The sequence below is a fragment of the Lactobacillus delbrueckii subsp. jakobsenii ZN7a-9 = DSM 26046 genome, from assembly GCF_001888925.1.
GTDB classification, from domain to species: domain Bacteria; phylum Bacillota; class Bacilli; order Lactobacillales; family Lactobacillaceae; genus Lactobacillus; species Lactobacillus delbrueckii.
In genome coordinates this window covers 61,396-82,484 of sequence record NZ_CP018218.1, presented here as the reverse complement: position 1 = coordinate 82,484, position 21,089 = coordinate 61,396, and the positions used below count along the sequence as shown (strand labels likewise).

General features: G+C 50.6%; 17 protein-coding genes, 2 tRNA genes and 3 rRNA genes. 16 read left to right on the top strand and 6 right to left on the bottom strand.

Going from position 1 to position 21,089, the window contains the following annotated elements; translation table 11 throughout:
- Nucleotides 1-27: 27 nt before the first annotated feature.
- The gene (locus tag LJ046_RS00530) at nucleotides 28-1,110 is read left to right on the top strand and encodes a hypothetical protein (RefSeq protein ID WP_002879331.1); all 1,083 of its coding nucleotides are present in this window, start codon (nucleotides 28-30) and stop codon (nucleotides 1,108-1,110) included.
- 211 nt (nucleotides 1,111-1,321) lie between these two features.
- On the opposite strand, the gene LJ046_RS00525 is transcribed toward LJ046_RS00530, so the two are convergent.
- A complete protein-coding gene (locus LJ046_RS00525) occupies nucleotides 1,322-2,707 on the bottom strand; it encodes an NAD-dependent succinate-semialdehyde dehydrogenase (RefSeq protein WP_002879330.1) in 1,386 nt (461 codons plus the stop codon).
- A 258-nt stretch (nucleotides 2,708-2,965) separates the two neighbouring features.
- On the opposite strand from LJ046_RS00525, the gene LJ046_RS00520 reads away from it, so the two are divergent.
- Both LJ046_RS00520 and LJ046_RS00515 read left to right on the top strand, forming a co-directional pair.
- Nucleotides 2,966-3,637 carry a type 1 glutamine amidotransferase gene (locus tag LJ046_RS00520; RefSeq protein WP_002879329.1) on the top strand — a complete coding sequence of 224 codons (672 nt, stop codon included), beginning with the start codon at nucleotides 2,966-2,968 and terminating at the stop codon, nucleotides 3,635-3,637.
- A gap of 8 nt (nucleotides 3,638-3,645) precedes the next feature.
- Nucleotides 3,646-4,143, top strand: coding sequence for a nucleoside 2-deoxyribosyltransferase (locus LJ046_RS00515; protein WP_002879327.1), 498 nt, complete (start codon nucleotides 3,646-3,648; stop codon nucleotides 4,141-4,143).
- Between the two features lie 17 nt (nucleotides 4,144-4,160).
- Here the strand turns inward: LJ046_RS00515 and LJ046_RS00510 are convergent, their stop codons facing one another.
- Nucleotides 4,161-5,045, bottom strand: a complete 885-nt coding sequence (locus tag LJ046_RS00510; RefSeq protein WP_002879326.1) for a helix-turn-helix domain-containing protein — start codon at nucleotides 5,043-5,045, stop codon at nucleotides 4,161-4,163.
- Nucleotides 5,046-5,047: 2 nt separating this feature from the next.
- Nucleotides 5,048-5,851: an alpha/beta hydrolase gene (locus LJ046_RS00505; RefSeq protein ID WP_002879325.1), complete on the bottom strand. Its 804-nt coding sequence runs from the start codon at nucleotides 5,849-5,851 to the stop codon at nucleotides 5,048-5,050.
- Between the two features lie 206 nt (nucleotides 5,852-6,057).
- On the opposite strand from LJ046_RS00505, the gene LJ046_RS00500 reads away from it, so the two are divergent.
- The 4 genes from LJ046_RS00500 to LJ046_RS10260 all read left to right on the top strand — a co-directional run bounded on the left by LJ046_RS00500 (nucleotide 6,058) and on the right by LJ046_RS10260 (nucleotide 9,039).
- Nucleotides 6,058-6,651, top strand: coding sequence for a TVP38/TMEM64 family protein (locus tag LJ046_RS00500; RefSeq protein WP_002879324.1), 594 nt, complete (start codon nucleotides 6,058-6,060; stop codon nucleotides 6,649-6,651).
- Entirely contained in the window at nucleotides 6,651-7,145 is a 495-nt protein-coding gene (locus tag LJ046_RS00495; protein ID WP_002879323.1) for a GNAT family N-acetyltransferase, read from the top strand. Before LJ046_RS00500 ends, LJ046_RS00495 begins: the two co-directional genes overlap by 1 nt.
- A gap of 243 nt (nucleotides 7,146-7,388) precedes the next feature.
- Nucleotides 7,389-8,696, top strand: a complete 1,308-nt coding sequence (serS, locus tag LJ046_RS00490) for a serine--tRNA ligase (protein WP_002879321.1) — start codon at nucleotides 7,389-7,391, stop codon at nucleotides 8,694-8,696.
- Nucleotides 8,697-8,853: 157 nt separating this feature from the next.
- Nucleotides 8,854-9,039 (top strand): hypothetical protein, encoded by a 186-nt coding sequence (locus tag LJ046_RS10260; RefSeq protein WP_002879320.1) that lies wholly within the window; start codon nucleotides 8,854-8,856, stop codon nucleotides 9,037-9,039.
- A gap of 244 nt (nucleotides 9,040-9,283) precedes the next feature.
- Here the strand turns inward: LJ046_RS10260 and LJ046_RS09910 are convergent, their stop codons facing one another.
- Nucleotides 9,284-9,484: a hypothetical protein gene (locus LJ046_RS09910; RefSeq protein WP_155760696.1), complete on the bottom strand. Its 201-nt coding sequence runs from the start codon at nucleotides 9,482-9,484 to the stop codon at nucleotides 9,284-9,286.
- A 293-nt stretch (nucleotides 9,485-9,777) separates the two neighbouring features.
- Here LJ046_RS09910 and LJ046_RS00480 point away from each other — a divergent pair.
- The 6 genes from LJ046_RS00480 (at nucleotide 9,778) to LJ046_RS00455 (ending at nucleotide 15,648) form a co-directional block, all read left to right on the top strand.
- Nucleotides 9,778-11,341 (top strand): 16S ribosomal RNA (locus LJ046_RS00480).
- Nucleotides 11,342-11,454: 113 nt separating this feature from the next.
- Nucleotides 11,455-11,528: transfer RNA gene (locus LJ046_RS00475), tRNA-Ile, on the top strand.
- 69 nt (nucleotides 11,529-11,597) lie between these two features.
- Nucleotides 11,598-11,670 (top strand) — tRNA-Ala (locus LJ046_RS00470).
- Nucleotides 11,671-11,798: 128 nt separating this feature from the next.
- Nucleotides 11,799-14,706, top strand: a 23S ribosomal RNA gene (locus LJ046_RS00465).
- 70 nt (nucleotides 14,707-14,776) lie between these two features.
- Nucleotides 14,777-14,893 (top strand): 5S ribosomal RNA (rrf, locus tag LJ046_RS00460).
- The 16S, 23S and 5S rRNA genes sit together here with 2 tRNA genes alongside, the layout of an rRNA operon.
- A gap of 116 nt (nucleotides 14,894-15,009) precedes the next feature.
- On the top strand, nucleotides 15,010-15,648 hold the full coding sequence (locus LJ046_RS00455; RefSeq protein ID WP_338131870.1) for an amidohydrolase family protein: 639 nt from the start codon (nucleotides 15,010-15,012) through the stop codon (nucleotides 15,646-15,648).
- 78 nt (nucleotides 15,649-15,726) lie between these two features.
- Here the strand turns inward: LJ046_RS00455 and LJ046_RS00450 are convergent, their stop codons facing one another.
- Nucleotides 15,727-16,446 carry a B3/B4 domain-containing protein gene (locus tag LJ046_RS00450; protein ID WP_002878785.1) on the bottom strand — a complete coding sequence of 240 codons (720 nt, stop codon included), beginning with the start codon at nucleotides 16,444-16,446 and terminating at the stop codon, nucleotides 15,727-15,729.
- 75 nt (nucleotides 16,447-16,521) lie between these two features.
- The gene (locus LJ046_RS00445; RefSeq protein ID WP_002878787.1) at nucleotides 16,522-17,391 is read right to left on the bottom strand and encodes a DNA-binding domain-containing protein; all 870 of its coding nucleotides are present in this window, start codon (nucleotides 17,389-17,391) and stop codon (nucleotides 16,522-16,524) included.
- Nucleotides 17,392-17,697: 306 nt separating this feature from the next.
- Between LJ046_RS00445 and argF the strand changes: the two genes are divergently transcribed.
- The 3 genes from argF (at nucleotide 17,698) to arcA (ending at nucleotide 21,034) form a co-directional block, all read left to right on the top strand.
- Nucleotides 17,698-18,699 carry an ornithine carbamoyltransferase gene (gene argF / locus LJ046_RS00440; protein ID WP_002878789.1) on the top strand — a complete coding sequence of 334 codons (1,002 nt, stop codon included), beginning with the start codon at nucleotides 17,698-17,700 and terminating at the stop codon, nucleotides 18,697-18,699.
- 18 nt (nucleotides 18,700-18,717) lie between these two features.
- The gene (gene arcC / locus LJ046_RS00435) at nucleotides 18,718-19,647 is read left to right on the top strand and encodes a carbamate kinase (RefSeq protein WP_002878790.1); all 930 of its coding nucleotides are present in this window, start codon (nucleotides 18,718-18,720) and stop codon (nucleotides 19,645-19,647) included.
- 163 nt (nucleotides 19,648-19,810) lie between these two features.
- Nucleotides 19,811-21,034, top strand: coding sequence for an arginine deiminase (gene arcA, locus LJ046_RS00430; RefSeq protein ID WP_002878792.1), 1,224 nt, complete (start codon nucleotides 19,811-19,813; stop codon nucleotides 21,032-21,034).
- Nucleotides 21,035-21,089: the final 55 nt, after the last annotated feature.

Below are 21,089 nucleotides of genomic sequence, written 5' to 3'. Positions count from 1 at the left end.
AAGAAACACTAGCAAAGGACGATTACTATGAAAAAGTGTCCCAACTGTGGCCAGGCTCTGACTGGCCAGGAAAAGGCCTGCCCGAACTGTGGATTCAATGTGGAAAAATACCGCCGCGACTACTTTACGGAAGAAGCAGTAGAAGAAAATGTTGAAATAAGAGAAGTTAAGCGGGAAGAAGCTGACCGGTCTTTAGAAAAAGAGCCAGTTGACAAGCTCAGCCGGTCCGCCTACCAGCAAAAGCAGGAACGGAATGCCTTTACCGGCAACCCAACCGCGGAAAAAATGCTCCAGTGGATGAGAGACAACACCACGATCGCCTTCTTGGTCGGCGTGGGTCTTTTGATCATCATGAGCTTCTCCCGGCCCCTGGGCTGGACGGCTTTTGCCGTCTCCATGGCTCTACTCATCTGGACCGGCCACCGGGACTCTCAGGGCGAATACACGGCTGACCGGAACTTGACTGAATATATCCGGAACGGGGCTTCTAAAGTCTTCAATGCCTTTGACGACAAGGAAAGCGAAATTGAAGAGAAGAGTGAAGACTTCACCCAGGCCCACCCGAAATTTGAAGCCAAGGTGGAAAAGGTGAAAAAGAAGAGCAAGAAGCCCCGGAACTTCGGCATCATCCAGCTCTCCATCCTCTTGACCAGTTTGATCACCCTGGTCCTGCTTTTCCTGGGGACAGGCTTCGTGACCTCCAGCAGCAAGCTGACCGTGGCCAGCGTCTTCTTTGAAGTCGCCAACCGGCAGATCGCGGCGGGTAAGATCGTTCCCGCCTTGATTCTCTACCTCTTCCTGGCCATCTTCCTGATCTTGCCAGTCTTCATCATGCTGGCCGTCAGCCAGAATACCCGGGTCTCCCGGGTCCGGGCCTTTGCCTTGTCCCTGGTCGAAAGCCTGGTCTTGATCTACCTCTTTTACCAATTGGCCCAGACAACTAGCGCGGCCAGCTACTTAAGCCAGGCTGTTTCCAGCTTGAAGAGCTATGCCGTGGCCATCGGCATTTCCGGCTACCTCTTGATCCTGGTCAGTTGCCTGACCACGGTTTTGGCCGGTATCAACATGTTCCAGCCAATGGTCAAGCCTGGGCAAAATAGTGAAGAATAGTTTTTTGCAGACAAAAAGGCTGCTGGTCTGAGTGACCAGCGGCCTTTTCTTGGTATTTTCTACTTAGAGATTCGTGAAAAATAAAAACTTAAAAGTTAAGAATTAAGCAGCAAAAACTAGTACAAAAGAAACACTAAAAAGTAGGTAATGTAATAAAGATTAAAGAAAAAGTAAAGGTAAGTGTAGTTGAAAGAGATTGAGTTACATCTGCTTATTGCTGGTTTTGGTCAGTAAAGTCGATCACCAGGTGTTCATTGACGAAGGCGTCCAGGCCCAAAGGACCGAGCTCGCGGCCGTAGCCGGACTTCTTGACCCCGCCGAATGGCAGGCTGCCGTCAGTAATCCAGCGGCCGTTGATGACCGTCATCCCGGTTTCAATCTGGCTGGCAACTTCTTCAGCGTGCTTGATATCGCTGGAGATGACGGATGAACCCAGCCCGTAGCTAGAGTCGTTGGCTAAGGCAATGGCTTCGGCTTCGTCTTTAACCTTGTAGACCATGCAGACTGGCCCGAACATTTCCTGGTCAAACATTGGGTTGTCCTTAGTCATGTCGGTCAGAATAATTGGCCGGCTGAAGGCGCCTGGAGCATCAATTTCCGGGTACTCGTAGTAGACCTTGGCTCCGCCGGCAACTGCCGCTTCCACCTGCTTGGCCAGCTTTTCCTTGGCGGCTTGGGAGCTCATCGGCGGCAGGGTAGTGGAGTCTTCCAGCGGGTCGCCCCACTTAAGGCCGGAGTAAATCTCCTTCATGTCTGCCAGGACTTCTTCATAGCGGTCAGCCAAAACGATCATCCGCTTGGATGAGGTGCAGACCTGGCCGTTGTTGTAGGTGCGGGCGTCGCTCAAGGCTGCCTTTAAAACTGCCGGGTCAGCATCGCTCAAGACGATAAAGGCGTCGTTGCCGCCCAGTTCCATGGTGGACTTCTTCAAGTTCTTTCCGGCGTTTTCGGCTACGGAAGCCCCGCCTCTTTCAGACCCGGTCAAGGCGACACCTTGTACCCGCGGATCAGCGATGACCTGGTCTAGCTGGCTGTAGCTGAGGTAGAGGTTGAGCAAACTGCCTTCCGGCGCCCCGCCGCTTTTGACGATCTTGGCCGCCAGGGCAGCAGAGCTTGGTACATTGTGGGCGTGCTTGAGCAGCATCGGGTTGCCGACGACAAAGTTCGGGGCAAAGACCCGGATGACCTGGTAAAGAGGGAAGTTCCATGGTTCGCAGGCCATGATTACCCCGGTGGCCTGCTTTAAGTAGTAGGCGCGCCCGTATGGGTTAGGCAGGTCGACCGGCTTTAAAAGCTCCGGGCCGTGGTCGGCGTAGTAGTTGAGGATGCCGATGCAGATTTCAACTTCTTCCTTGGCTTCGCTGAGCTTCTTGCCCATTTCCAGGGTCATGGTCTTGGCCATTTCTTCTTCCTTTTCCTGAAACTTGGCCGCGATGTCCTTCAAAATGGCGGCCCGGCTGCTTGGCTCTTCATGCCGCCACTTCTTGTAGAGGGCGTGGGCTAAGGCCAGAGATTCTTCAATCTGCTGATCAGTCGGGTTTTCGTAGCTGGCGAAGACTTCATTGGTATATGGGTTCACTGATTCGTATTTTGCCATAGATGTTTTCTTTATCCTTTCGAATTAAAAGTTGATCAGACCGGCTTTTACCGCCAATCTAGTGCAAGATTCACAAATATCCCTTTCTCTAGTATAAACCGGTTTCTGATTTTTGGTATAGCTAAAGGGTGAAATAATTTTATTATTTGAAGGAATATTTTAACGGCAATTTTTTCAAAGCTTTTGGTAAAGATTTCCCGTTTAATGAAAAAATCCAGTGAGCATGGTAAAATATTTAAAAATTGAAAGGACGAGATTATGCGGATCAACGTTTTGCAGCACACCCCGAATGAGGGGCCAGGGGCCATCAAGGCCTGGGCCGAAGACCGGGGCAATAAAGTCTATGTATACCATCCGGAAACTTTCGGCATCTTCCCGAAAGCTGATGAAACTGACATGCTGGTCGTTTTGGGCGGGCCGATGAGTCCGGGCGATGACCTGCCCTGGCTGGAAGAAGAGCGGCAATTGATCAAGGACTGCCTCAAGCAACACCTGCCGATTCTGGGCATCTGCCTGGGCGCCCAGCAAATTGCCATCTGCTTAGGCAGCAGCGTGTACCCGGCGGCCCACAAGGAAGTCGGCTGGGCTCCGGTCTACAAGCAAAATGACGCTATTGCCGGTTTGCCAGACAAGCTCCTGGCCCTGCACTGGCACCAGGACATGTTTGAAATGCCGGCTGAAAGCCACCTGCTTTATTCTAGCGACCTCTTGGCCAACCAGGGCTTTTTGGTCAATGGCAACGTGATCGGCCTGCAGTTTCACTTAGAGCCTTTGGCTGACAATGTCCGCGAAATCGTCATCAATGACGGCGCCTACGCGGAAAGCGGCAATGACTTACACCAGACTCCGGCTGAGATTCTGGCCCAGCCTTTGCCAAGCGCCAACAAGCGCGCCATTTACACCATGTTAGATTATTTAAGCGTCCACTAGGAGGATTCATGACGGCAACAGCACGTATTTATTTAGGTTCATCTTTTCACCGTGACCACCATCAAGCCCGGGCCAAGCAGGTCCGCGAATACTTGGCGGCCAACCCGACGGTTGAACATGTCCACTTTCCCTTTGACCAGCAGGTAACCGACCCGGCTGAAGACCCGAATGTCGGCTTTGGCGACGAACGCAGCCTGCTTTGGAAGCAGCAGACCTACCAAAACGACATCAACGGCCTGTCCATGGCCAACTGCGGGGTCTTCCTCTACGACATGGATGAACTGGATGACGGCTGCGCCTTTGAAATCGGCTTTTTGCGGGCGCAGAACAAGCCGGTCATCATCGTGCCTTTCACTAACCAGCCGGAAAAGAAGCCAATCATGAACTTGATGCTGTCTGAAGGGGCAACTGCTTTTATCAAGGGTGACCAGGAACTGGAACTCTTAAAGACTTACGACTTTAACAACTGCCCATGCCGGCCGCTGACTGGCTACGGCACTATTTAAGGCAAAAAAATAAGCGATCAATCTCGCGATTGACCGTTTTCGTATGCTTTCTCTTCAAGTTCTTTAAGGAGCTTGCCGCCTTCTTTGAGGATGACCTCGTTTTTGTTCAGGCGGGCGAAGGCCAGGGAGTCATGCAAGTGCTCCAGGGCAGTATTTAGGGACCGCTTCTGGGCCAAGTCGTCCAGAGCCAGCTGGTAAACGACCCGGGCTAAAAAGTAGACCACATGGTGGCTCGATGCCAGTTCGTAGGCGTAGTTGAGCAGGTCGTCAGCGTGCTTGTACTGGCCGTTTTGCCCATAGAATTCACCGGCTGCAGTCAATATGGACATGACCTGGAGTTCTCTTAGGCTGTCCTTAATTTCGACTTTTTTGATCTGGGCCAGGATCTGGTCAAAGTAGTGAGAGGCCTTGTCCATGTCCTGGCTGGCGTAAACCTGGCTGCAGCCCTTAAGGGCCAAGAGGCGGTAGATGTTGTCGGCCTTGAGGTTGTCCGTCGTCAAGATATTGTTGAAATAGAAGAGGGCTGAAACATTGTTGTGGTCCCCGTCCAGGGCCAGCTGCCCGCAGAGGTAGTTGTAGTGCAGAAGGTCCTGCTTGTCGCGGATCTTTTTCTCATTGACCTGCTTGAGGATCTTGCGGATCTGGTCATAGTCGTAGGTGATAAAGTAGAAGTCCGCGGAAAAAAGCTTCTGGGCAATTTCACTTTCCGTGCTGGTCAGCATGATGTCGGATAAAGAGATGTTCATCCGCTCGCAGAGCTGCTTGAGGATCTTGAAAGAGGGGATTTGCCCGTTGTTTTCGAACTTGCTTAGGGTTGACTGGGTGCAGATCCCGTTGCAGAGCTCATTTTGGGAGAGTTTGAGTGACTTGCGGATTTTGATGAATTTTTCAATGTTTATCATGGCTATTCGCTTCCTGTTTTCAGACTGAGGGTATAGTTGAGATAGGTCATGCTTTCCCGGAGATATTTTCGGCCGTAGTCCATGGCGTGGCCGTGGCCGGGGATGATTTCCAGGTCAACCTGGTGGCCACGGCCGGCCAGGCGGCCGGCAAAGTCAGTAACGCCGGCCAGGTCGGTTAGTTCAGCCGCGGAATTCAGCATGAGCAGGCGGCCCAACTTAGTGTAGTCGTAGCTCTGAGCGTCCAGGTCGGCCAAAAGGTCGGAGTCTTCACTGCCGGCATAGGTCAAGACGAAGTACTTGTAAAAGGCTTCATTGATGGCCTGCTGCTTGGTCAAGCCCAGTTCTTCTTTAGCATTGACTGATGGCTTGACCTCCTGGTGGTTGGCCAGCCAGCTGCTGAAGTCGACCGGGGCTGACCAGGTGACAGTTGGAAAGCCGTACATGCCGGCCACCTTCAAAGCCAGGGTGCCGCCGCTGCTGGCCCCGATCTGGACGATATTGTTTTCATCGCCTTCGTCGGTGTAGTTTGAAGCTAAAAGCCAGGCCGCGAAGTTGAGGGCATCCTCGTGGGCAGCCGGGAAGTGGTTCGCTGGAGCCAGCCGGTAGTCGGGCACAAATGTCATGAAGCCGGCGTTGGCCAGGTCGATGGCTACGTCCCTAATGTTTTCCTTGCTCCCCCGGAACCAGCCGCCGCCGTGCCAGAAGATGAGGATTTTTGTCTGTGAGTCGGTATCGTTGGGATAGTAGATGTCGGTCTTGAGACCATGCTTAAGGTCATAAGCGATATTGTTAACAGTCACAACCATAATCTCATTTTTCCTTTCTGATCTGATTTGAATTCTGATCTTTGCTTTTAACTTAATTATATACTCAAAGCAATAATTTCTGCTTGTCTTTTGGCTTTTTTGCAAGGAACTTGGATAAGTTTGGGTAAAGCTTGAAGCAAACTGGTGGGGCTGCCGGAGGCTTTTTGCTAAAATTATCCTAGAATTGTTTTTAGGGGGAAAAGACCATGAGTTACGAACAAAGCCGCAAGCTGATCAACCGGCTGACCATTATTTCAACCATCGTGATCATTGGCCTCTGCATCTACTGGTACCAGCTGGGGATTTTTACCAGCCAGGCCAAGATGAGCGCCTATCTGGCTGACAAAAAGATCCTCGGCCCCTTCATCTTTGTCTTGATCCAGATCATCCAGGTCGTGATCCCGATTATCCCCGGCGGGATCTCCCTTTTGGCCGGGGTCGTCTTCTTCGGCGCCGGGCCCGGTTTTATCTACAACTATATAGGGATCGTCATTGGCTCCTTGATCAACTTCTTCCTGGCCCGCTACTACGGCAAGTCCTTCATCTTGCACATCGTGTCAGAGGAGAGCCTGGAGAAGTATACCAAGTGGACTAAGAACCAAAAGAAGTTCAACTGGTTCTTCGCCATCTGCATCCTGGCCCCGGTTGCTCCGGATGACCTGCTCTGCCTTTTAGCGGGTTTAACGGAGATGAAGCCCTGGACCTACTTCTGGATTATTGTTCTCTGCAAGCCTTGGACTATCGCGGCCTACAGCCTGGGCCTGGTCTACGGGGCCCGCTGGATCATGAGGCTGATGTGATGGAGAGTGAGCGGATATATTTGCGGCCGGTCGGGCCGGAAGATGCTGAGCTGCTTTTGTCTTGGGGGCAGGATCCCTATTACCAGGAGACGGCAGGCTTTGCCCATTACCGGAATCTGCCAGAAGCTGAAGAAGGGGCCTTGGCCTACCAGCAGCGGCCGGCCAGCTACATGATTTGCTTGAAAAAGGGCCAGGCGATCGGTCTGCTGGAGCTGTACCCCCGGGATGGCCAGTCCCGGGAGCTGGGCTTTTTACTGGATAAAAAGTACCAGGGGCAGGGCTACATGACTGAAAGCATCAACTGCCTCTTAGGGGAGGCTTTTAAAGATCCGGAGATCAAGGAAATCTGGGCCGGCTGCCGGGCAAACAATTTGCGGCCCCAGCATTTATTGCAAAAGCTGGGCTTTCGGCAGATGTATGAAGTCGATTACCGGCAAATTCCGCCTTTTTTGGATTTTTCAGCCAAGTATTATTTGCTAAAACGGAGCGAATAGCATAGAATAGAGACAAACACGAAATCCCTAGACTGCCGACAGAGAGTCCGTGTATGCTGAGAGCGGACGGCGGTCGCTTCCAGATTTCATTAGTGTGGGCAACTAATCATTGCACGGCCGGGCACCGTTAACGCTCAACTGAGTGTGGCTCTTTGAGCCGAAACTGGGTGGTACCGCGAACCGTGCGCCGATTCGTCCCAAGACTGGGACGGACCGGCTTTTTTATTTTTTCGGAGGTTATATATGCTGGATATTAAGGTAATTCGCGAGAATCTTGACTGGGCCAAGGAAAAGTTGGCAACTCGGGGCATCAAGCCTGAGCAATTGGATGAACTGGTAGCTATCGACGCCAAGCGCCGGGAAGCTATGGTGCAATGTGAAAACTTGAAGGCAGAAAGAAACGAAGTTTCAAAGAAGATTGCTGCCGCCAAGCGGGAAAAGGCAGACGTCAGTGAAGCCATCGCCAACATGCGTGAAGTCGGCGCCAAGATCAAGGAATTGGACAAGGAAATTGACGAATTGCAGGAAAAGCAAGAATACATCCTGCTCCGTTTGCCAAACTTCCCGGCTGACTCAGCCCCAATTGGCCCTGACGAAAGCTACAACGAAGAAGTCCGCCGCTGGAACGAACCAACCAAGTTTGACTACCAGCCAAAGGCTCACTGGGACCTGGGCACTGACCTGAACATCCTGGACTGGGATGCGGCAAGCAAGGTTTCCGCAGCCCGCTTCGTTTACTACAAGGGTGCCGGCGCTTTGCTGGAACGGGCAGTTTACAACTTCTTCCTGGATGAAAACACCAGCGAAGGCTACACTGAAGTCATCACCCCATCCTTGGTCAACAATGACTCAATGCAAGGGACTGGCCAATTCCCGAAGTTTACGGAAGACGTCTACACTATTGTTGACAACGACGACCCGGAAGTAGCCCGGAACCTGACTTTGATTCCAACTGCTGAAGTTCCTTTGGTCAACTACTTCAGAGGTGACATCATTGATGGCAAGAACCTGCCAATCAATGTGACTGCTTTGTCACCAGCCTTCAGAAGTGAAGCTGGTTCAGCTGGCCGCGACACCCGGGGCCTGATCCGGATGCACGAATTCCGCAAGGTGGAAATGGTCAAGGTGGTTAAGCCAGAAGACTCCTGGAAGGAACTGGAAAACCTGACCCACAACGCTGAACACCTGCTGCAAAAGTTGGGTCTGCCATACCGGGTTGTAGTCTTGTCAACCGGGGATGCATCCTTCACCAGTGCCAAGACTTACGACTTGGAAGTCTGGATGCCAGCCCAGGACACTTACCGGGAAATCTCATCCTGCTCCAACTGTACTGACTTCCAGGCCCGCCGGGCACAAATCCGTTACCGTGACGAAGACGGCAAGGTTAAGCTGACCCACACTTTGAACGGGTCAGGCCTGGCCGTCGGCCGGACGGTTGCCGCTATTTTGGAAAACTACCAAAACGAAGACGGCACGGTTACCGTACCAGAAGCTTTGCGTCCATACATGCACGGCATGACCAAGATCACGCCAGAAGTTAAGTGGCACTAGTGCTAAAAGGAACTCCGCGGAGGGGTTCCTTTTTGCGTGGAAAATTTTTCTGAAAAACTTTTTGCAAAAGTGTAACCTTTCAGCTCCCTTAGGTGTCTATTAGGGGAGAGGAGATGAGGGCCTCGAAAAGCAAAAAGTAAAAGGACGGAAAAAGACAGTGAGAGAAACTGAAATCATCGGGCAGTTCTTCGCCAGAGACGAAGCTGCGCTCACTTCAGTCCAGAGTGAATATGGGGCATACTGCTCAACGATTGCCCGCAACATCTTGCGGGATAAGGAGGACGTTGAGGAGTGCCTGGACAGAAGCAGCCGCAGAGCCTCTTGGCCTACCTGGGGCGCGTAACGCGCAACGGAGCCTTGAACATGGTCCGCGACCAAAACCGGCAGAAACGATCAATATACCACCTCACTGGATGAAATTGGAGAGTTATCCGGCGCGGTCCATGGGCAGGCAGAGCTTCGTTTTGCCAAACAAGCTGGTTGCCAAACTGCAGAGATAAAAATGCAGAGATTTGAAGAATGTAGAGTGCAGAGAGAAAAGAAAAAACTGGAAAAAAAGAGTATGATGGAGTGAAGAAAATGGTGACTTAGGTCGCCATTTTTCTTTTGCTCAGATTCTTTTGCCGATTTTTAGAAAAAATCGCAGAAATTTTCTCTGCTTTTTTCGGGAAAAGCAAGCGAAGTAAGAACAATCCTTTGTCAAAAGAAGGAGAAATGCTGTTAATCCGATTTATTGCCGCTGAAGGAGAAAGCTGAGCGACAACAACTCTGCCGGGTGCGCCAATCATAAAACGAATGAAAAAGCAAATTTGACGAATTAGAAAAAGCTAGTATACTAATACTTGTTGCCGCGTGAGACAAGCAAGTCTCGCGGAGGCAAAAAGAAAATATCAAAAACTTGTTGACAAGAAGTCAACAAGCGAGTAAGATATAAAACGTTGCGTCACTAAGACGCAAGTTGGTACTTTGAAAACTGAACAAAGTTTCGCAGTGTGCGGGTCAAACAATGTTTGATCCAAACAAATAAGCGAAGTCAATTCGCAAGCAAATAATCTGGAGCAGATTAAAAAAGCTCAATTTTCAAATTGAGAGTTTGATCCTGGCTCAGGACGAACGCTGGCGGCGTGCCTAATACATGCAAGTCGAGCGAGCTGAATTCAAAGATTCCTTCGGGATGATTTGTTGGACGCTAGCGGCGGATGGGTGAGTAACACGTGGGCAATCTGCCCTAAAGACTGGGATACCACTTGGAAACAGGTGCTAATACCGGATAACAACATGAATCGCATGATTCAAGTTTGAAAGGCGGCGCAAGCTGTCACTTTAGGATGAGCCCGCGGCGCATTAGCTAGTTGGTGGGGTAAAGGCCTACCAAGGCAATGATGCGTAGCCGAGTTGAGAGACTGATCGGCCACATTGGGACTGAGACACGGCCCAAACTCCTACGGGAGGCAGCAGTAGGGAATCTTCCACAATGGACGCAAGTCTGATGGAGCAACGCCGCGTGAGTGAAGAAGGTCTTCGGATCGTAAAGCTCTGTTGTTGGTGAAGAAGGATAGAGGCAGTAACTGGTCTTTATTTGACGGTAATCAGCCAGAAAGTCACGGCTAACTACGTGCCAGCAGCCGCGGTAATACGTAGGTGGCAAGCGTTGTCCGGATTTATTGGGCGTAAAGCGAGCGCAGGCGGAATGATAAGTCTGATGTGAAAGCCCACGGCTCAACCGTGGAACTGCATCGGAAACTGTCATTCTTGAGTGCAGAAGAGGAGAGTGGAACTCCATGTGTAGCGGTGGAATGCGTAGATATATGGAAGAACACCAGTGGCGAAGGCGGCTCTCTGGTCTGCAACTGACGCTGAGGCTCGAAAGCATGGGTAGCGAACAGGATTAGATACCCTGGTAGTCCATGCCGTAAACGATGAGCGCTAGGTGTTGGGGACTTTCCGGTCCTCAGTGCCGCAGCAAACGCATTAAGCGCTCCGCCTGGGGAGTACGACCGCAAGGTTGAAACTCAAAGGAATTGACGGGGGCCCGCACAAGCGGTGGAGCATGTGGTTTAATTCGAAGCAACGCGAAGAACCTTACCAGGTCTTGACATCCTGCGCAACACCTAGAGATAGGTGGTTCCCTTCGGGGACGCAGAGACAGGTGGTGCATGGCTGTCGTCAGCTCGTGTCGTGAGATGTTGGGTTAAGTCCCGCAACGAGCGCAACCCTTGTCTTTAGTTGCCATCATTAAGTTGGGCACTCTAAAGAGACTGCCGGTGACAAACCGGAGGAAGGTGGGGATGACGTCAAGTCATCATGCCCCTTATGACCTGGGCTACACACGTGCTACAATGGGCAGTACAACGAGAAGCAAACCCGCGAGGGTAAGCGGATCTCTTAAAGCTGCTCTCAGTTCGGACTGCAGGCTGCAACTCGCCTGCACGAAGCTGGAATCGCTAGTAATCGCGGATCAGCACGCCGCGGTGAATACGTTCCCGGGCCTTGTACACACCGCCCGTCACACCATGGAAGTCTGCAATGCCCAAAGTCGGTGGGATAACCTTTATAGGAGTCAGCCGCCTAAGGCAGGGCAGATGACTGGGGTGAAGTCGTAACAAGGTAGCCGTAGGAGAACCTGCGGCTGGATCACCTCCTTTCTAAGGAAAACGGATGGATGGAGAGCAGAAATGCTAATAGAAGTCCACCAGTTACGGAAGCACACTGCAAAAGAAACTTTGTTCAGTTTTGAGAGTACCAACAATAAGTACTTGGGCCTGTAGCTCAGCTGGTTAGAGCGCACGCTTGATAAGCGTGAGGTCGATGGTTCAAGTCCATCCAGGCCCATTGAAATGCAAAGAAATCTCTTTACATTTCGGGCAAGATGGAGTAACATCTTAAAAGTTGATATTTTACGGGGGCATAGCTCAGCTGGGAGAGCACCTGCTTTGCAAGCAGGAGGTCATCGGTTCGATCCCGTTTGCCTCCATTGGCCGGAAGGCCAAGTTTGTACGTTGAAAACTGAATATCTTAATTCCAAGAAAAAAACCGAGAATCATTGAGATCAATGAAAACATTGCAAAGCGACCGAGAGAGTTCGAAAGAACAAACTTGCAAGGTCAAGTGAAGAAGGGCGCACGGTGAATGCCTTGGCACTGGAAGCCGATGAAGGACGCGACTAACCGCGAAAGTCTTCGGGGAGCCGTAAGTAGGCTTTGATCCGGAGGTCTCCGAATGGGGGAACCCAGCATGTGCAGACATGCTATCCTTAAGTGAATACATAGCTTAAGGAAGGAACACGCAGCGAACTGAAACATCTAAGTAGCTGCAGGAAGAGAAAGAAATATCGATTTCCCAAGTAGCGGCGAGCGAACAGGAAAGAGCCCAAACCGGCAGATTTATCTGCCGGGGTTGTAGGACTGAGACATGGTACTTCAGAGGATAGCAGAAGCGTTTGGGAAAACGCGCCAGAGAGGGTGAAAGCCCCGTAAGCGAAATCCAAAGAAGGCCTATCAGTATCCTGAGTAGGGCGGGACACGTGAAATCCCGCTTGAATCCGCGAGGACCATCTCGCAAGGCTAAATACTAACCAGTGACCGATAGTGAACCAGTACCGTGAGGGAAAGGTGAAAAGAACCCCGGGAGGGGAGTGAAAGAGAACCTGAAACCGTGTGCCTACAAGTAGTCAGAGCCCGTTAACGGGTGATGGCGTGCCTTTTGTAGAATGAACCGGCGAGTTGCGTTAGTCAGCAAGGTTAAGTCAGAAAAGACGGAGCCGCAGCGAAAGCGAGTCTGAAGAGGGCGAGCAGTTGGCTGACGCAGACCCGAAACCAAGTGACCTACCCATGACCAGGTTGAAGGCGCGGTAAAACGCGCTGGAGGACCGAACCCACGTAAGTTGAAAATTGCGGGGATGAGTTGTGGGTAGCGGTGAAATTCCAAACGAACTTGGAGATAGCTGGTTCTCTCCGAAATAGCTTTAGGGCTAGCCTCGCAAAGAGGATGCTGGAGGTAGAGCTCTGTTTGGACTAGGGGCCCGTCAAGGGTTACTGAATTCAGATAAACTACGAATTCCAGACATTTATGTGCGGGAGTCAGACTGCGAGTGATAAGATCCGTAGTCGAAAGGGAAACAGCCCAGATCACCAGTTAAGGTCCCAAAATTCATGCTAAGTGGAAAAGGATGTGGAGTTGCGCAGACAACTAGGACGTTGGCTCAGAAGCAGCCATCATTCAAAGAGTGCGTAATAGCTCACTAGTCGAGTGACGCCGCGCCGAAAATTTACCGGGGCTAAGCATGATACCGAAACTGTGGATGTGCATTTATGCACGTGGTAGGAGAGCGTTCTAGCGGCGGTGAAGCATGACCGAGAGGACATGTGGAGCTTCTAGAAGTGAGAATGCCGGTATGAGTAACGAAAGACAGGTGAGAATCCTGTCCGCCGCAAGACTAAGGTTTCCTGGGGCAGGCTCGTCCGCCCAGGGTAAGTCGGGACCTAAGGCGAGGCCGAGAGGCGTAGTCGATGGACAACAGGTTGAAATTCCTGTACTGCACCGAATCGTTATGAGCGATGGAGGGACGCAGGAGGCTAGCAGCGCGTGGTGCTGGATACCACGTTCAAGCGTCAAGTCTGAGAGCGAGTCAAATGCTTGCTTTCATAAGGACAAGGCGTGATGAGGAGCGAAATTAAAGTAGCGAAGGCTGCGACGTCACACTGCCGAGAAAAGCTTCTAGCCAGAAACGGTGCACCCGTACCGCAAACCGACACAGGTAGTCGAGGAGAGTATCCTCAGGTGAGCGAGAGAACTCTCGTTAAGGAACTCGGCAAAATGGCCCCGTAACTTCGGGAGAAGGGGCGCTGGTCGCAAGATCAGCCGCAGTGAAAAGGCCCAAGCAACTGTTTATCAAAAACACAGGCATCTGCAAAATCGTAAGATGAAGTATAGGTGCTGACACCTGCCCGGTGCTGGAAGGTTAAGAGGAGAGCTTAGCGCAAGCGAAGGTTTGAATTGAAGCCCCAGTAAACGGCGGCCGTAACTATAACGGTCCTAAGGTAGCGAAATTCCTTGTCGGGTAAGTTCCGACCTGCACGAAAGGTGTAATGATTTGGGCACTGTCTCAACGAGAGACTCGGTGAAATTATAATACCCGTGAAGATGCGGGTTACCCGCGACAGGACGGAAAGACCCCATGGAGCTTTACTGCAGTTTAATATTGGGTATCTGTCAAGCATGTACAGGATAGGTAGGAGCCGGAGAAGATAGGACGCCAGTCTTATCGGAGGCGCTGGTGGGATACTACCCTTGCTTGACGGATGCTCTAACTCAGGCCTGTGATCCAGGCCGAGGACAGTGTTTGACGGGCAGTTTGACTGGGGCGGTCGCCTCCTAAAGTGTAACGGAGGCGCCCAAAGGTTCCCTCAGAATGGTTGGAAATCATTCGCAGAGTGTAAAGGCAAAAGGGAGCTTGACTGCGAGAGAGACAACTCGAGCAGGTACGAAAGTAGGGCTTAGTGATCTGGTGGTACCGCATGGAAGGGCCATCACTCAACGGATAAAAGCTACCCTGGGGATAACAGGCTTATCTCCCCCAAGAGTTCACATCGACGGGGAGGTTTGGCACCTCGATGTCGGCTCGTCGCATCCTGGGGCTGAAGTCGGTCCCAAGGGTTGGGCTGTTCGCCCATTAAAGCGGCACGCGAGCTGGGTTCAGAACGTCGTGAGACAGTTCGGTCCCTATCCGTCGTGGGCGCAGGAAATTTGAGAGGAGCTGTCCTTAGTACGAGAGGACCGGGATGGACGCACCGCTGGTGTACCAGTTGTCTTGCCAAAGGCATCGCTGGGTAGCTATGTGCGGACGGGATAAGCGCTGAAAGCATCTAAGTGCGAAGCCCCCCTCAAGATGAGATTTCCCATTTCTTTAAGAAAGTAAGACACCTCAGAGACGATGAGGTAGATAGGCCGGGAGTGGAAGAGCCGTGAGGCTTGGAGCGGACCGGTACTAATCAGTCGAGGACTTGACCAAAAGAGCAAAGCAATGAGGTTTTGACTTGGAAGAGATATTCAGTTTTGAGCGTGCAAGCTCAAGCAAAGAGTGCGGTGGCAATGGCAAGAAGGATACACCTGTTCCCATGCCGAACACAGTAGTTAAGCTTCTTAACGCCGAAAGTAGTTGGTGGGAAACTGCCTGCGAGGATAGGAAGCTGCCGCGCGAATCAAGAGTCAGACGGAAGTCTGGCTCTTTTTGTTTTCTTGTTTTATTTTCTATTTGCCTAATTTTTACTGTTATTTGTCGGCTTTCTGAGTAGAATAAAATTGTAAGCGTTTAATAAACAGAATTAAGCTGCAGGTCGCGGTTCACGCCATGGGCGACGCGGCCATTCAGCGGGTGATCGACGTTTGCCAGGATCTGGATCCTTGGCTTGAATGTCAGCCGTCAGTCAGAATCGAGCACGCTTCACTTTTATCCGACTCCATGCTCAAGGAGCTGAAGGGGGCAAAAATTGGACTCGCTGTTTCCACCCAGCCGATCTTCTTCTTCGCCGAAGAAGATTCCTACCGGCAGTTTTTGTCAGCGGACCAGATGAAAATGGCCTACCGGATCAAGAGCTTAGACAAAGAAAATATTCTTTTCAGCCTCAGTTCTGATGCCCCATGCACCCCATGGGCGGAACCGGACAGTCCTTTTTACGGAATCTACGCGGCAGTGACCCGGCACACGGCAGCAGGCGGTTTTATTAATGAAGATGAAGGTATCCCAGTAGTGCGGGCCATCCTAGCTTATACCAGAGACGCGGCCAAGATGGGCGGCTTCGTCAATAACGGAACCTTGACCCCGGGCAAGGACGCCGACTTTGTTATCTTGGACAGAGACATCTTCAGTCAAAAGGCAGAGGACTTAGCCAAGGTCAAGCCGGCGTCGACTTGGATTGGCGGAGAAAAGGTCTGGAGCCAGGAAAAGAAGTAAAATATTTTAGTCAATCGAAAAATGTCTTACCTATGACGGGTAAGACTTTTTGCTTGTGGAAAACTTGTTGATAGCTTTTTAGTCAATGTCCACGCTTGGCGCGTCCTTGGTCAAGATGACGGACTTGTCCGGCTTGATGCCAAAGAATTCTTCCAAAAGCTCTTCCAAGTCGCTCATGGCTTCGTTAGCTCGCTGCGCCTGGTCAGCGTTGACTGATTCAATTACGATTACGCCCTTAGTTGAATCTTCATCCAGCATGGTTCTTTGGGCATCCCGCCAGTTGAGGCAGCGGCAAACGGCACCTTGGTCATCATACCAGGCAACTTCCCCTTCAAGGGTCGGTTCGTCCTTGTCAGCGCCGACTGGCTGGAAGGGAAGGCCTTCGTGGACTTGGCCCAGGTGCATGGTGCCGGCCAATTTATCTTGGTCTTCGATGCCGATTGGGACACCATGAGCCAGGGAAACTGAATTGTAGACGTCAACCAATGGTGAAATCGGGTGCAAGTCCTCGCCCTTGTCGATCCGCTTCAAGAGCGCTTCGATGGAAGCCCGGACGCCTTTTTTCTTTTTGAATTGCTGGTAGGCTTGCCGCCATTCAGCAACAACTGGGTTCTTGGCAAAAGCTGCAGCACCCAGGAAGTCTTCCGCCTTGTCGCTGCCTTCTCTGAGCAGCTTGCGCCGGCGGGCCAAATTGTCATCAGTGTCGTGGTTGTCGATACCGCTGACGAGCATGATGTTTACTTGCGCGTTAGGGAAGAGTTCCCAAAAACTTGGGTCAACGGTAACTTTTTCTAACATGTTGTGCCTTTCTTTCTATATAAAAGAGATAAGCTCTTTCCTTACTATCCAATTGTACTACAAGCAGAAAGCTCCTTACCAGAGCTCATTGTTGCCGTCCCGCTTGACCCGGTAGCTTTCCTGAAGGAGGCCGTCAAAAAAGTGCTGCAGGGAAATCTGCCTCCGCTCCAGCCCCTTGCCGTTTTGGTGCTGCATTTCCACGTGGATGTTCTGGTATTCAAAGAGGTTGTTGGCATAGTCCAGCAGTATTTCGTTGTCCGGGTAGTCGATGCACATGGTGGCCAGGTTGACGATCCCGATGTGCAGGGTCCGGCGGATCCGCTGGTAGATGACCTTTTTCTCCCGGCTGTTGATGCCGAAGCTTTCTTCCAGGTCAATCTGGTCAAAGCTCATATCCTTGTCGACCATCAAGCGGATAATTTTCATGATGTCATTATAGCCTTTTTCTGATGCAATGCCCAAAAAGCGCAGGGTGTCGGTAACATGGTCGATCTGCTGGTGGTGGGTGGTTTGCTGGCGGCCATATGGATTGTTCAAGCTGCCGGAGAGCTCGCCAATCACCCGCATGTTACTCAAAAGCTGCAGGGTTGTGCTGATGATTTTGGAAATATGGGCAATCTCTTCAGAATTGAGCTGGTGGTGGATAAAAAAATCGCAGCCGTTCTGGTAGGCAGCCGTAATCAAGGATTCTGACGGCGTATTGGCCGTCATGACCACCCGGGGCAAGATGTTGGCCTGCTTGAGCCGCCTTAAGAGAGCCAGGCCGTCAAAAGGAGCCAGGTCATAGTCGACCACCAATACGTCAACTCTGAGCTGGTGGAGATCATCGAAGGTCCTTTGGGCATCAGTTGACCGGCCCACGATGATGTTTTCGAAGTTCTGCTCCAGGGCGTCACTAATTAGTTGTAAGTTCTTGGTGTTTTTGTTTGTGATATAAAAGTGCATTTTTGCATTTTCTCTTCATTTTTGAAGTAAATTGAAGTTAGCTGAGTCAATGCTTCTATTTTAACACAAAGGCAGCTGAATATAAAAAAGTGTATAAACGGGGGAAAAGTACCTAAAGGACCGTATAAGCGGCCTTCTATTCACTTAAAAAATTCGATTATACAGTTTAGAAAAACTAATTAATTGATTGCTGATTTTTTGGTAAATCTTTTTGGTTTTTGTCGTTGTTTTCTAAAAACGCTTTCTATAATAATAATCGTAAACAAGTGAAAAACACAAAACAATAGAAAACAGGAGGAAGCTATCATGGCTTTTAATTTACGCAACCGCAGTTATTTAACTCTCGCAGACTTTAACACTCGTGAAATGGAATACCTGCTTGACTTGGCAGAACAACTGAAGAAGGACAAGTACGCTGGCGTTGAACAACCTCGCTTGAAGGGCAAGAACATTGCTTTGATCTTCGAAAAGGACTCAACCAGAACCCGTTGCTCATTCGAAGTTGGTGCTCACGACCAAGGCGCTCATGTAACTTACCTTGGGCCAAGCGGCTCACACTTCGGTCACAAGGAATCAGTTAAGGACACTGCTCGCGTATTGGGCGGCATGTTCGATGGTATCGAATTCCGTGGCTTCTCACAAGAAGCAGCTGAAACTTTGGCTAAGTACTCCGGTGTCCCAGTTTGGAACGGTTTGACTGACGCTGACCACCCAACTCAAGTCCTGGCTGACTTCTTGACTGCTAAGGAAGTTTTGAAGAAGGAATACAAAGACATCAAGTTTGCCTTTGTTGGTGACGGTCACGACAACGTATCCAACGCTTTGATGCTGGGTGCCGCAGTTATGGGTATGGAATACCACGTTGTAACTCCTCCAGAACTGAACCCAAGTAAAGAAACTTTGGCAAAGGCTAACGCAATCGCTAAGGAAACTGGCGCCAAGATCGTTGTTTCAAACGACATTAAGGAAGGCGTTAAAGGCATGGACGTAATTTACGGCGACGTTTGGGTATCAATGGGTGAATCCGACGACAAGTGGAAGAAGCGGATCGAATTGCTTTCACCATACCAAATCACCATGGACGTTCTTAAGGCTACTGAAAACCCTAACGTTATCTTCGAACACTGCCTGCCAGCCTTCCACAACCTGGAAACTGAAGTTGGCCGTGAAGTTTACGAAAAGTTTGGCTTGAAGGAACTTGAAGTAACTGACGAAGTCTTCGAAAGCAAGCACTCAGTTGTCTTCCGTGAAGCTGAAAACAGAATGCACACTATCAAGGCTGTCATGGTTGCTACCTTGGGCAACTAATCAAGAAGAGGTGCTCTTATGTCAAAAGTTGTTGTAGCATTGGGCGGTAACGCCCTCGGCAAGTCACCAGCCGAACAATTGGAATTGGTTAAGAACACAGCTTCCTCACTGATCGGTTTGATCAGCACCGGCAACGAAGTAGTTATCAGCCACGGCAATGGCCCGCAAGTTGGCCAAATCAACCTGGGCATGAGCTATGCTGCTGAACACGGCCAAAGCGCTGCCTTCCCATTCCCTGAATGCGGGGCAATGAGCCAGGGCTACATTGGCTATCATCTGCAGCAAAGCCTGCAAAACGAACTCCGCAAGCGCGGCATGACCAAGGATGTGGCAACCATCGTAACGCAGATCGTTGTTGACCCGGCTGACACCGCCTTCCAAAACCCAACTAAGCCGATTGGGGCCTTCTACACTAGGGAAGAAGCCGACTCAATCGCCGAAGACAAGGGCTACATCTTCAAGGAAGACGCTGGCCGCGGCTGGCGGCAGGTTGTTCCTTCACCGACTCCAAAGAGAATCGTTGAATTGAACAGCATCAAGACCTTGATTGAAGCAAATGAACTCGTTATCGCCGGTGGTGGCGGCGGGGTGCCTGTAGTTGAGACCGAAGAAGGGCTCAAGGGCGTGCCAGCCGTTATCGACAAGGACCGCTCCAGCGCATTGTTGGCAGACAATGTTGGCGCGGACAAGCTGATCATTTTGACCGCTGTTGACTACGTAGCCATTAACTTCAACAAGCCAGACCAAAAGAACCTGGAAAACATCTCTGTTGAAGAAGCCAAGAAGTACATTGACGAAGGTCAATTCGCCGCCGGCAGCATGCTTCCTAAGGTTCAAGCCTGCATGTCATTCGTTGAAGGCCACCCGGAAAGAGAAGCCATCATTACTTCTCTGTCAGGCTTAGACGCTGCTCTTGCTGGACAGTTGGGGACTGTTATCCACGCATAAGCTCGTCAGCTCATCGACTGGTTTAAATTTTAGTATGAAAATCTCTCTTTAAAAGTTACGAACAACTAGTTAGTTAAGTCGTTAGTAGGTTGACTTGACGATTTATAACCACACAAATCATTAGGATATTAGGTAAATTAGCAATTATAGGAGTGTAAAGATCTTGACAAGTCCTATTCATGTAACTACAGAAATTGGTAAGTTGAAGACAGTTATGCTGCACAGGCCAGGGCGCGAAATCGAAAACATCACGCCGGATTCAATGGAACGTCTCTTGTTTGACGACATTCCATATCTGCCAATCGCCCAGGAAGAACACGACTTCTTCGCACAAACTCTGCGCGACAATGGTGCCGAAGTTATCTACACCGAAGACCTGGCTGCTGAAGCTTTGGAAGACGAAGCTGTCAGAAACGAATTCATTGAAAGACAAGTTGTTGAAGCTGGCTTTGTTGCCGGCGTAACCCATGACGCCTTGGTTGAATATTTGAAGGCTCTGACTCCAGCTGAACTGGTAACCAGAATCTACGAAGGTATCCGCAAAGACGACCCGGAATTGACTACCCTTGACTTGGCTGCAGTGTCCGAAAACACTGAATGGCCATTCTTGATGGATCCACTTCCAAACGCTTACTTCACCCGTGACCCGCAAGCTTCAATCGGTGACGGGATGTCAGTCAACAAGATGACTTTCCCAGCTCGTCAGCGTGAATCAATGATCACTGAATACATCTTGAAGTACAACGCTCGCTTTGCAGGCAAGGTTAAGGTATGGCGTGACAGAAACCACGCAAGCCACATCGAAGGTGGTGACGAACTGGTATTGAGCGACCACGTAGTAGCAATCGGTACTTCACAACGGACTACTGCTGACGCAATTCAAGACATCGCTAAGAGCTTGTTCGCAAACTCTGACTACGACACTGTAATTGCCATCTCAATTCCGCACAACCACGCGATGATGCACCTTGACACGGTGTTCACCATGATCAACTACGACCAATTCACTGTTCACCCGGACATCTTGACTGAAGATGGCAAGGTTGACAACTGGGTACTGCACCCAGGCAAGGATGGCGAAGTAACCTTCGAACACCACACTGACATCAAGGAAGTGCTGAAGAAGGCACTGGGCAAGTCAGAAATCGACTTGATCCCAACTGGTAACGGTGACCCAATCGTAGCTCCGCGTGAACAATGGAACGACGGTTCAAACACTTTGGCAATCGCTCCAGGTGAAGTTGTAACTTACAACAGAAACTACGTCTCCAACGCTTTGCTGAGAGAACACGGGATTCTCGTTCACGAAGTTCGCTCAAGCGAATTGTCAAGGGGCCGTGGTGGTCCACGTTGCATGTCTTGCCCAATTGTTCGTGAAGACATCTAATTGGTTTTAAGATCTTAAAATCGCGGAGCTGGTCTATCGCTCAAGGGTTTAGACT

What these genes read in the sequence shown, in the direction of transcription:
- LJ046_RS00530 (WP_002879331.1), top strand. Translation starts at nt 28, where the DNA reads ATGAAAAAGTGTCCCAACTGTGGCCAGGCTCTGACTGGCCAGGAAAAG.
- LJ046_RS00525 (WP_002879330.1), bottom strand. Translation starts at nt 2,707, where the DNA reads ATGGCAAAATACGAATCAGTGAACCCATATACCAATGAAGTCTTCGCC.
- LJ046_RS00520 (WP_002879329.1), top strand. Translation starts at nt 2,966, where the DNA reads ATGCGGATCAACGTTTTGCAGCACACCCCGAATGAGGGGCCAGGGGCC.
- LJ046_RS00515 (WP_002879327.1), top strand. Translation starts at nt 3,646, where the DNA reads ATGACGGCAACAGCACGTATTTATTTAGGTTCATCTTTTCACCGTGAC.
- LJ046_RS00510 (WP_002879326.1), bottom strand. Translation starts at nt 5,045, where the DNA reads ATGATAAACATTGAAAAATTCATCAAAATCCGCAAGTCACTCAAACTC.
- LJ046_RS00505 (WP_002879325.1), bottom strand. Translation starts at nt 5,851, where the DNA reads ATGGTTGTGACTGTTAACAATATCGCTTATGACCTTAAGCATGGTCTC.
- LJ046_RS00500 (WP_002879324.1), top strand. Translation starts at nt 6,058, where the DNA reads ATGAGTTACGAACAAAGCCGCAAGCTGATCAACCGGCTGACCATTATT.
- LJ046_RS00495 (WP_002879323.1), top strand. Translation starts at nt 6,651, where the DNA reads ATGGAGAGTGAGCGGATATATTTGCGGCCGGTCGGGCCGGAAGATGCT.
- serS (WP_002879321.1), top strand. Translation starts at nt 7,389, where the DNA reads ATGCTGGATATTAAGGTAATTCGCGAGAATCTTGACTGGGCCAAGGAA.
- LJ046_RS09910 (WP_155760696.1), bottom strand. Translation starts at nt 9,484, where the DNA reads ATGATTGGCGCACCCGGCAGAGTTGTTGTCGCTCAGCTTTCTCCTTCA.
- LJ046_RS00450 (WP_002878785.1), bottom strand. Translation starts at nt 16,446, where the DNA reads ATGTTAGAAAAAGTTACCGTTGACCCAAGTTTTTGGGAACTCTTCCCT.
- LJ046_RS00445 (WP_002878787.1), bottom strand. Translation starts at nt 17,391, where the DNA reads ATGCACTTTTATATCACAAACAAAAACACCAAGAACTTACAACTAATT.
- argF (WP_002878789.1), top strand. Translation starts at nt 17,698, where the DNA reads ATGGCTTTTAATTTACGCAACCGCAGTTATTTAACTCTCGCAGACTTT.
- arcC (WP_002878790.1), top strand. Translation starts at nt 18,718, where the DNA reads ATGTCAAAAGTTGTTGTAGCATTGGGCGGTAACGCCCTCGGCAAGTCA.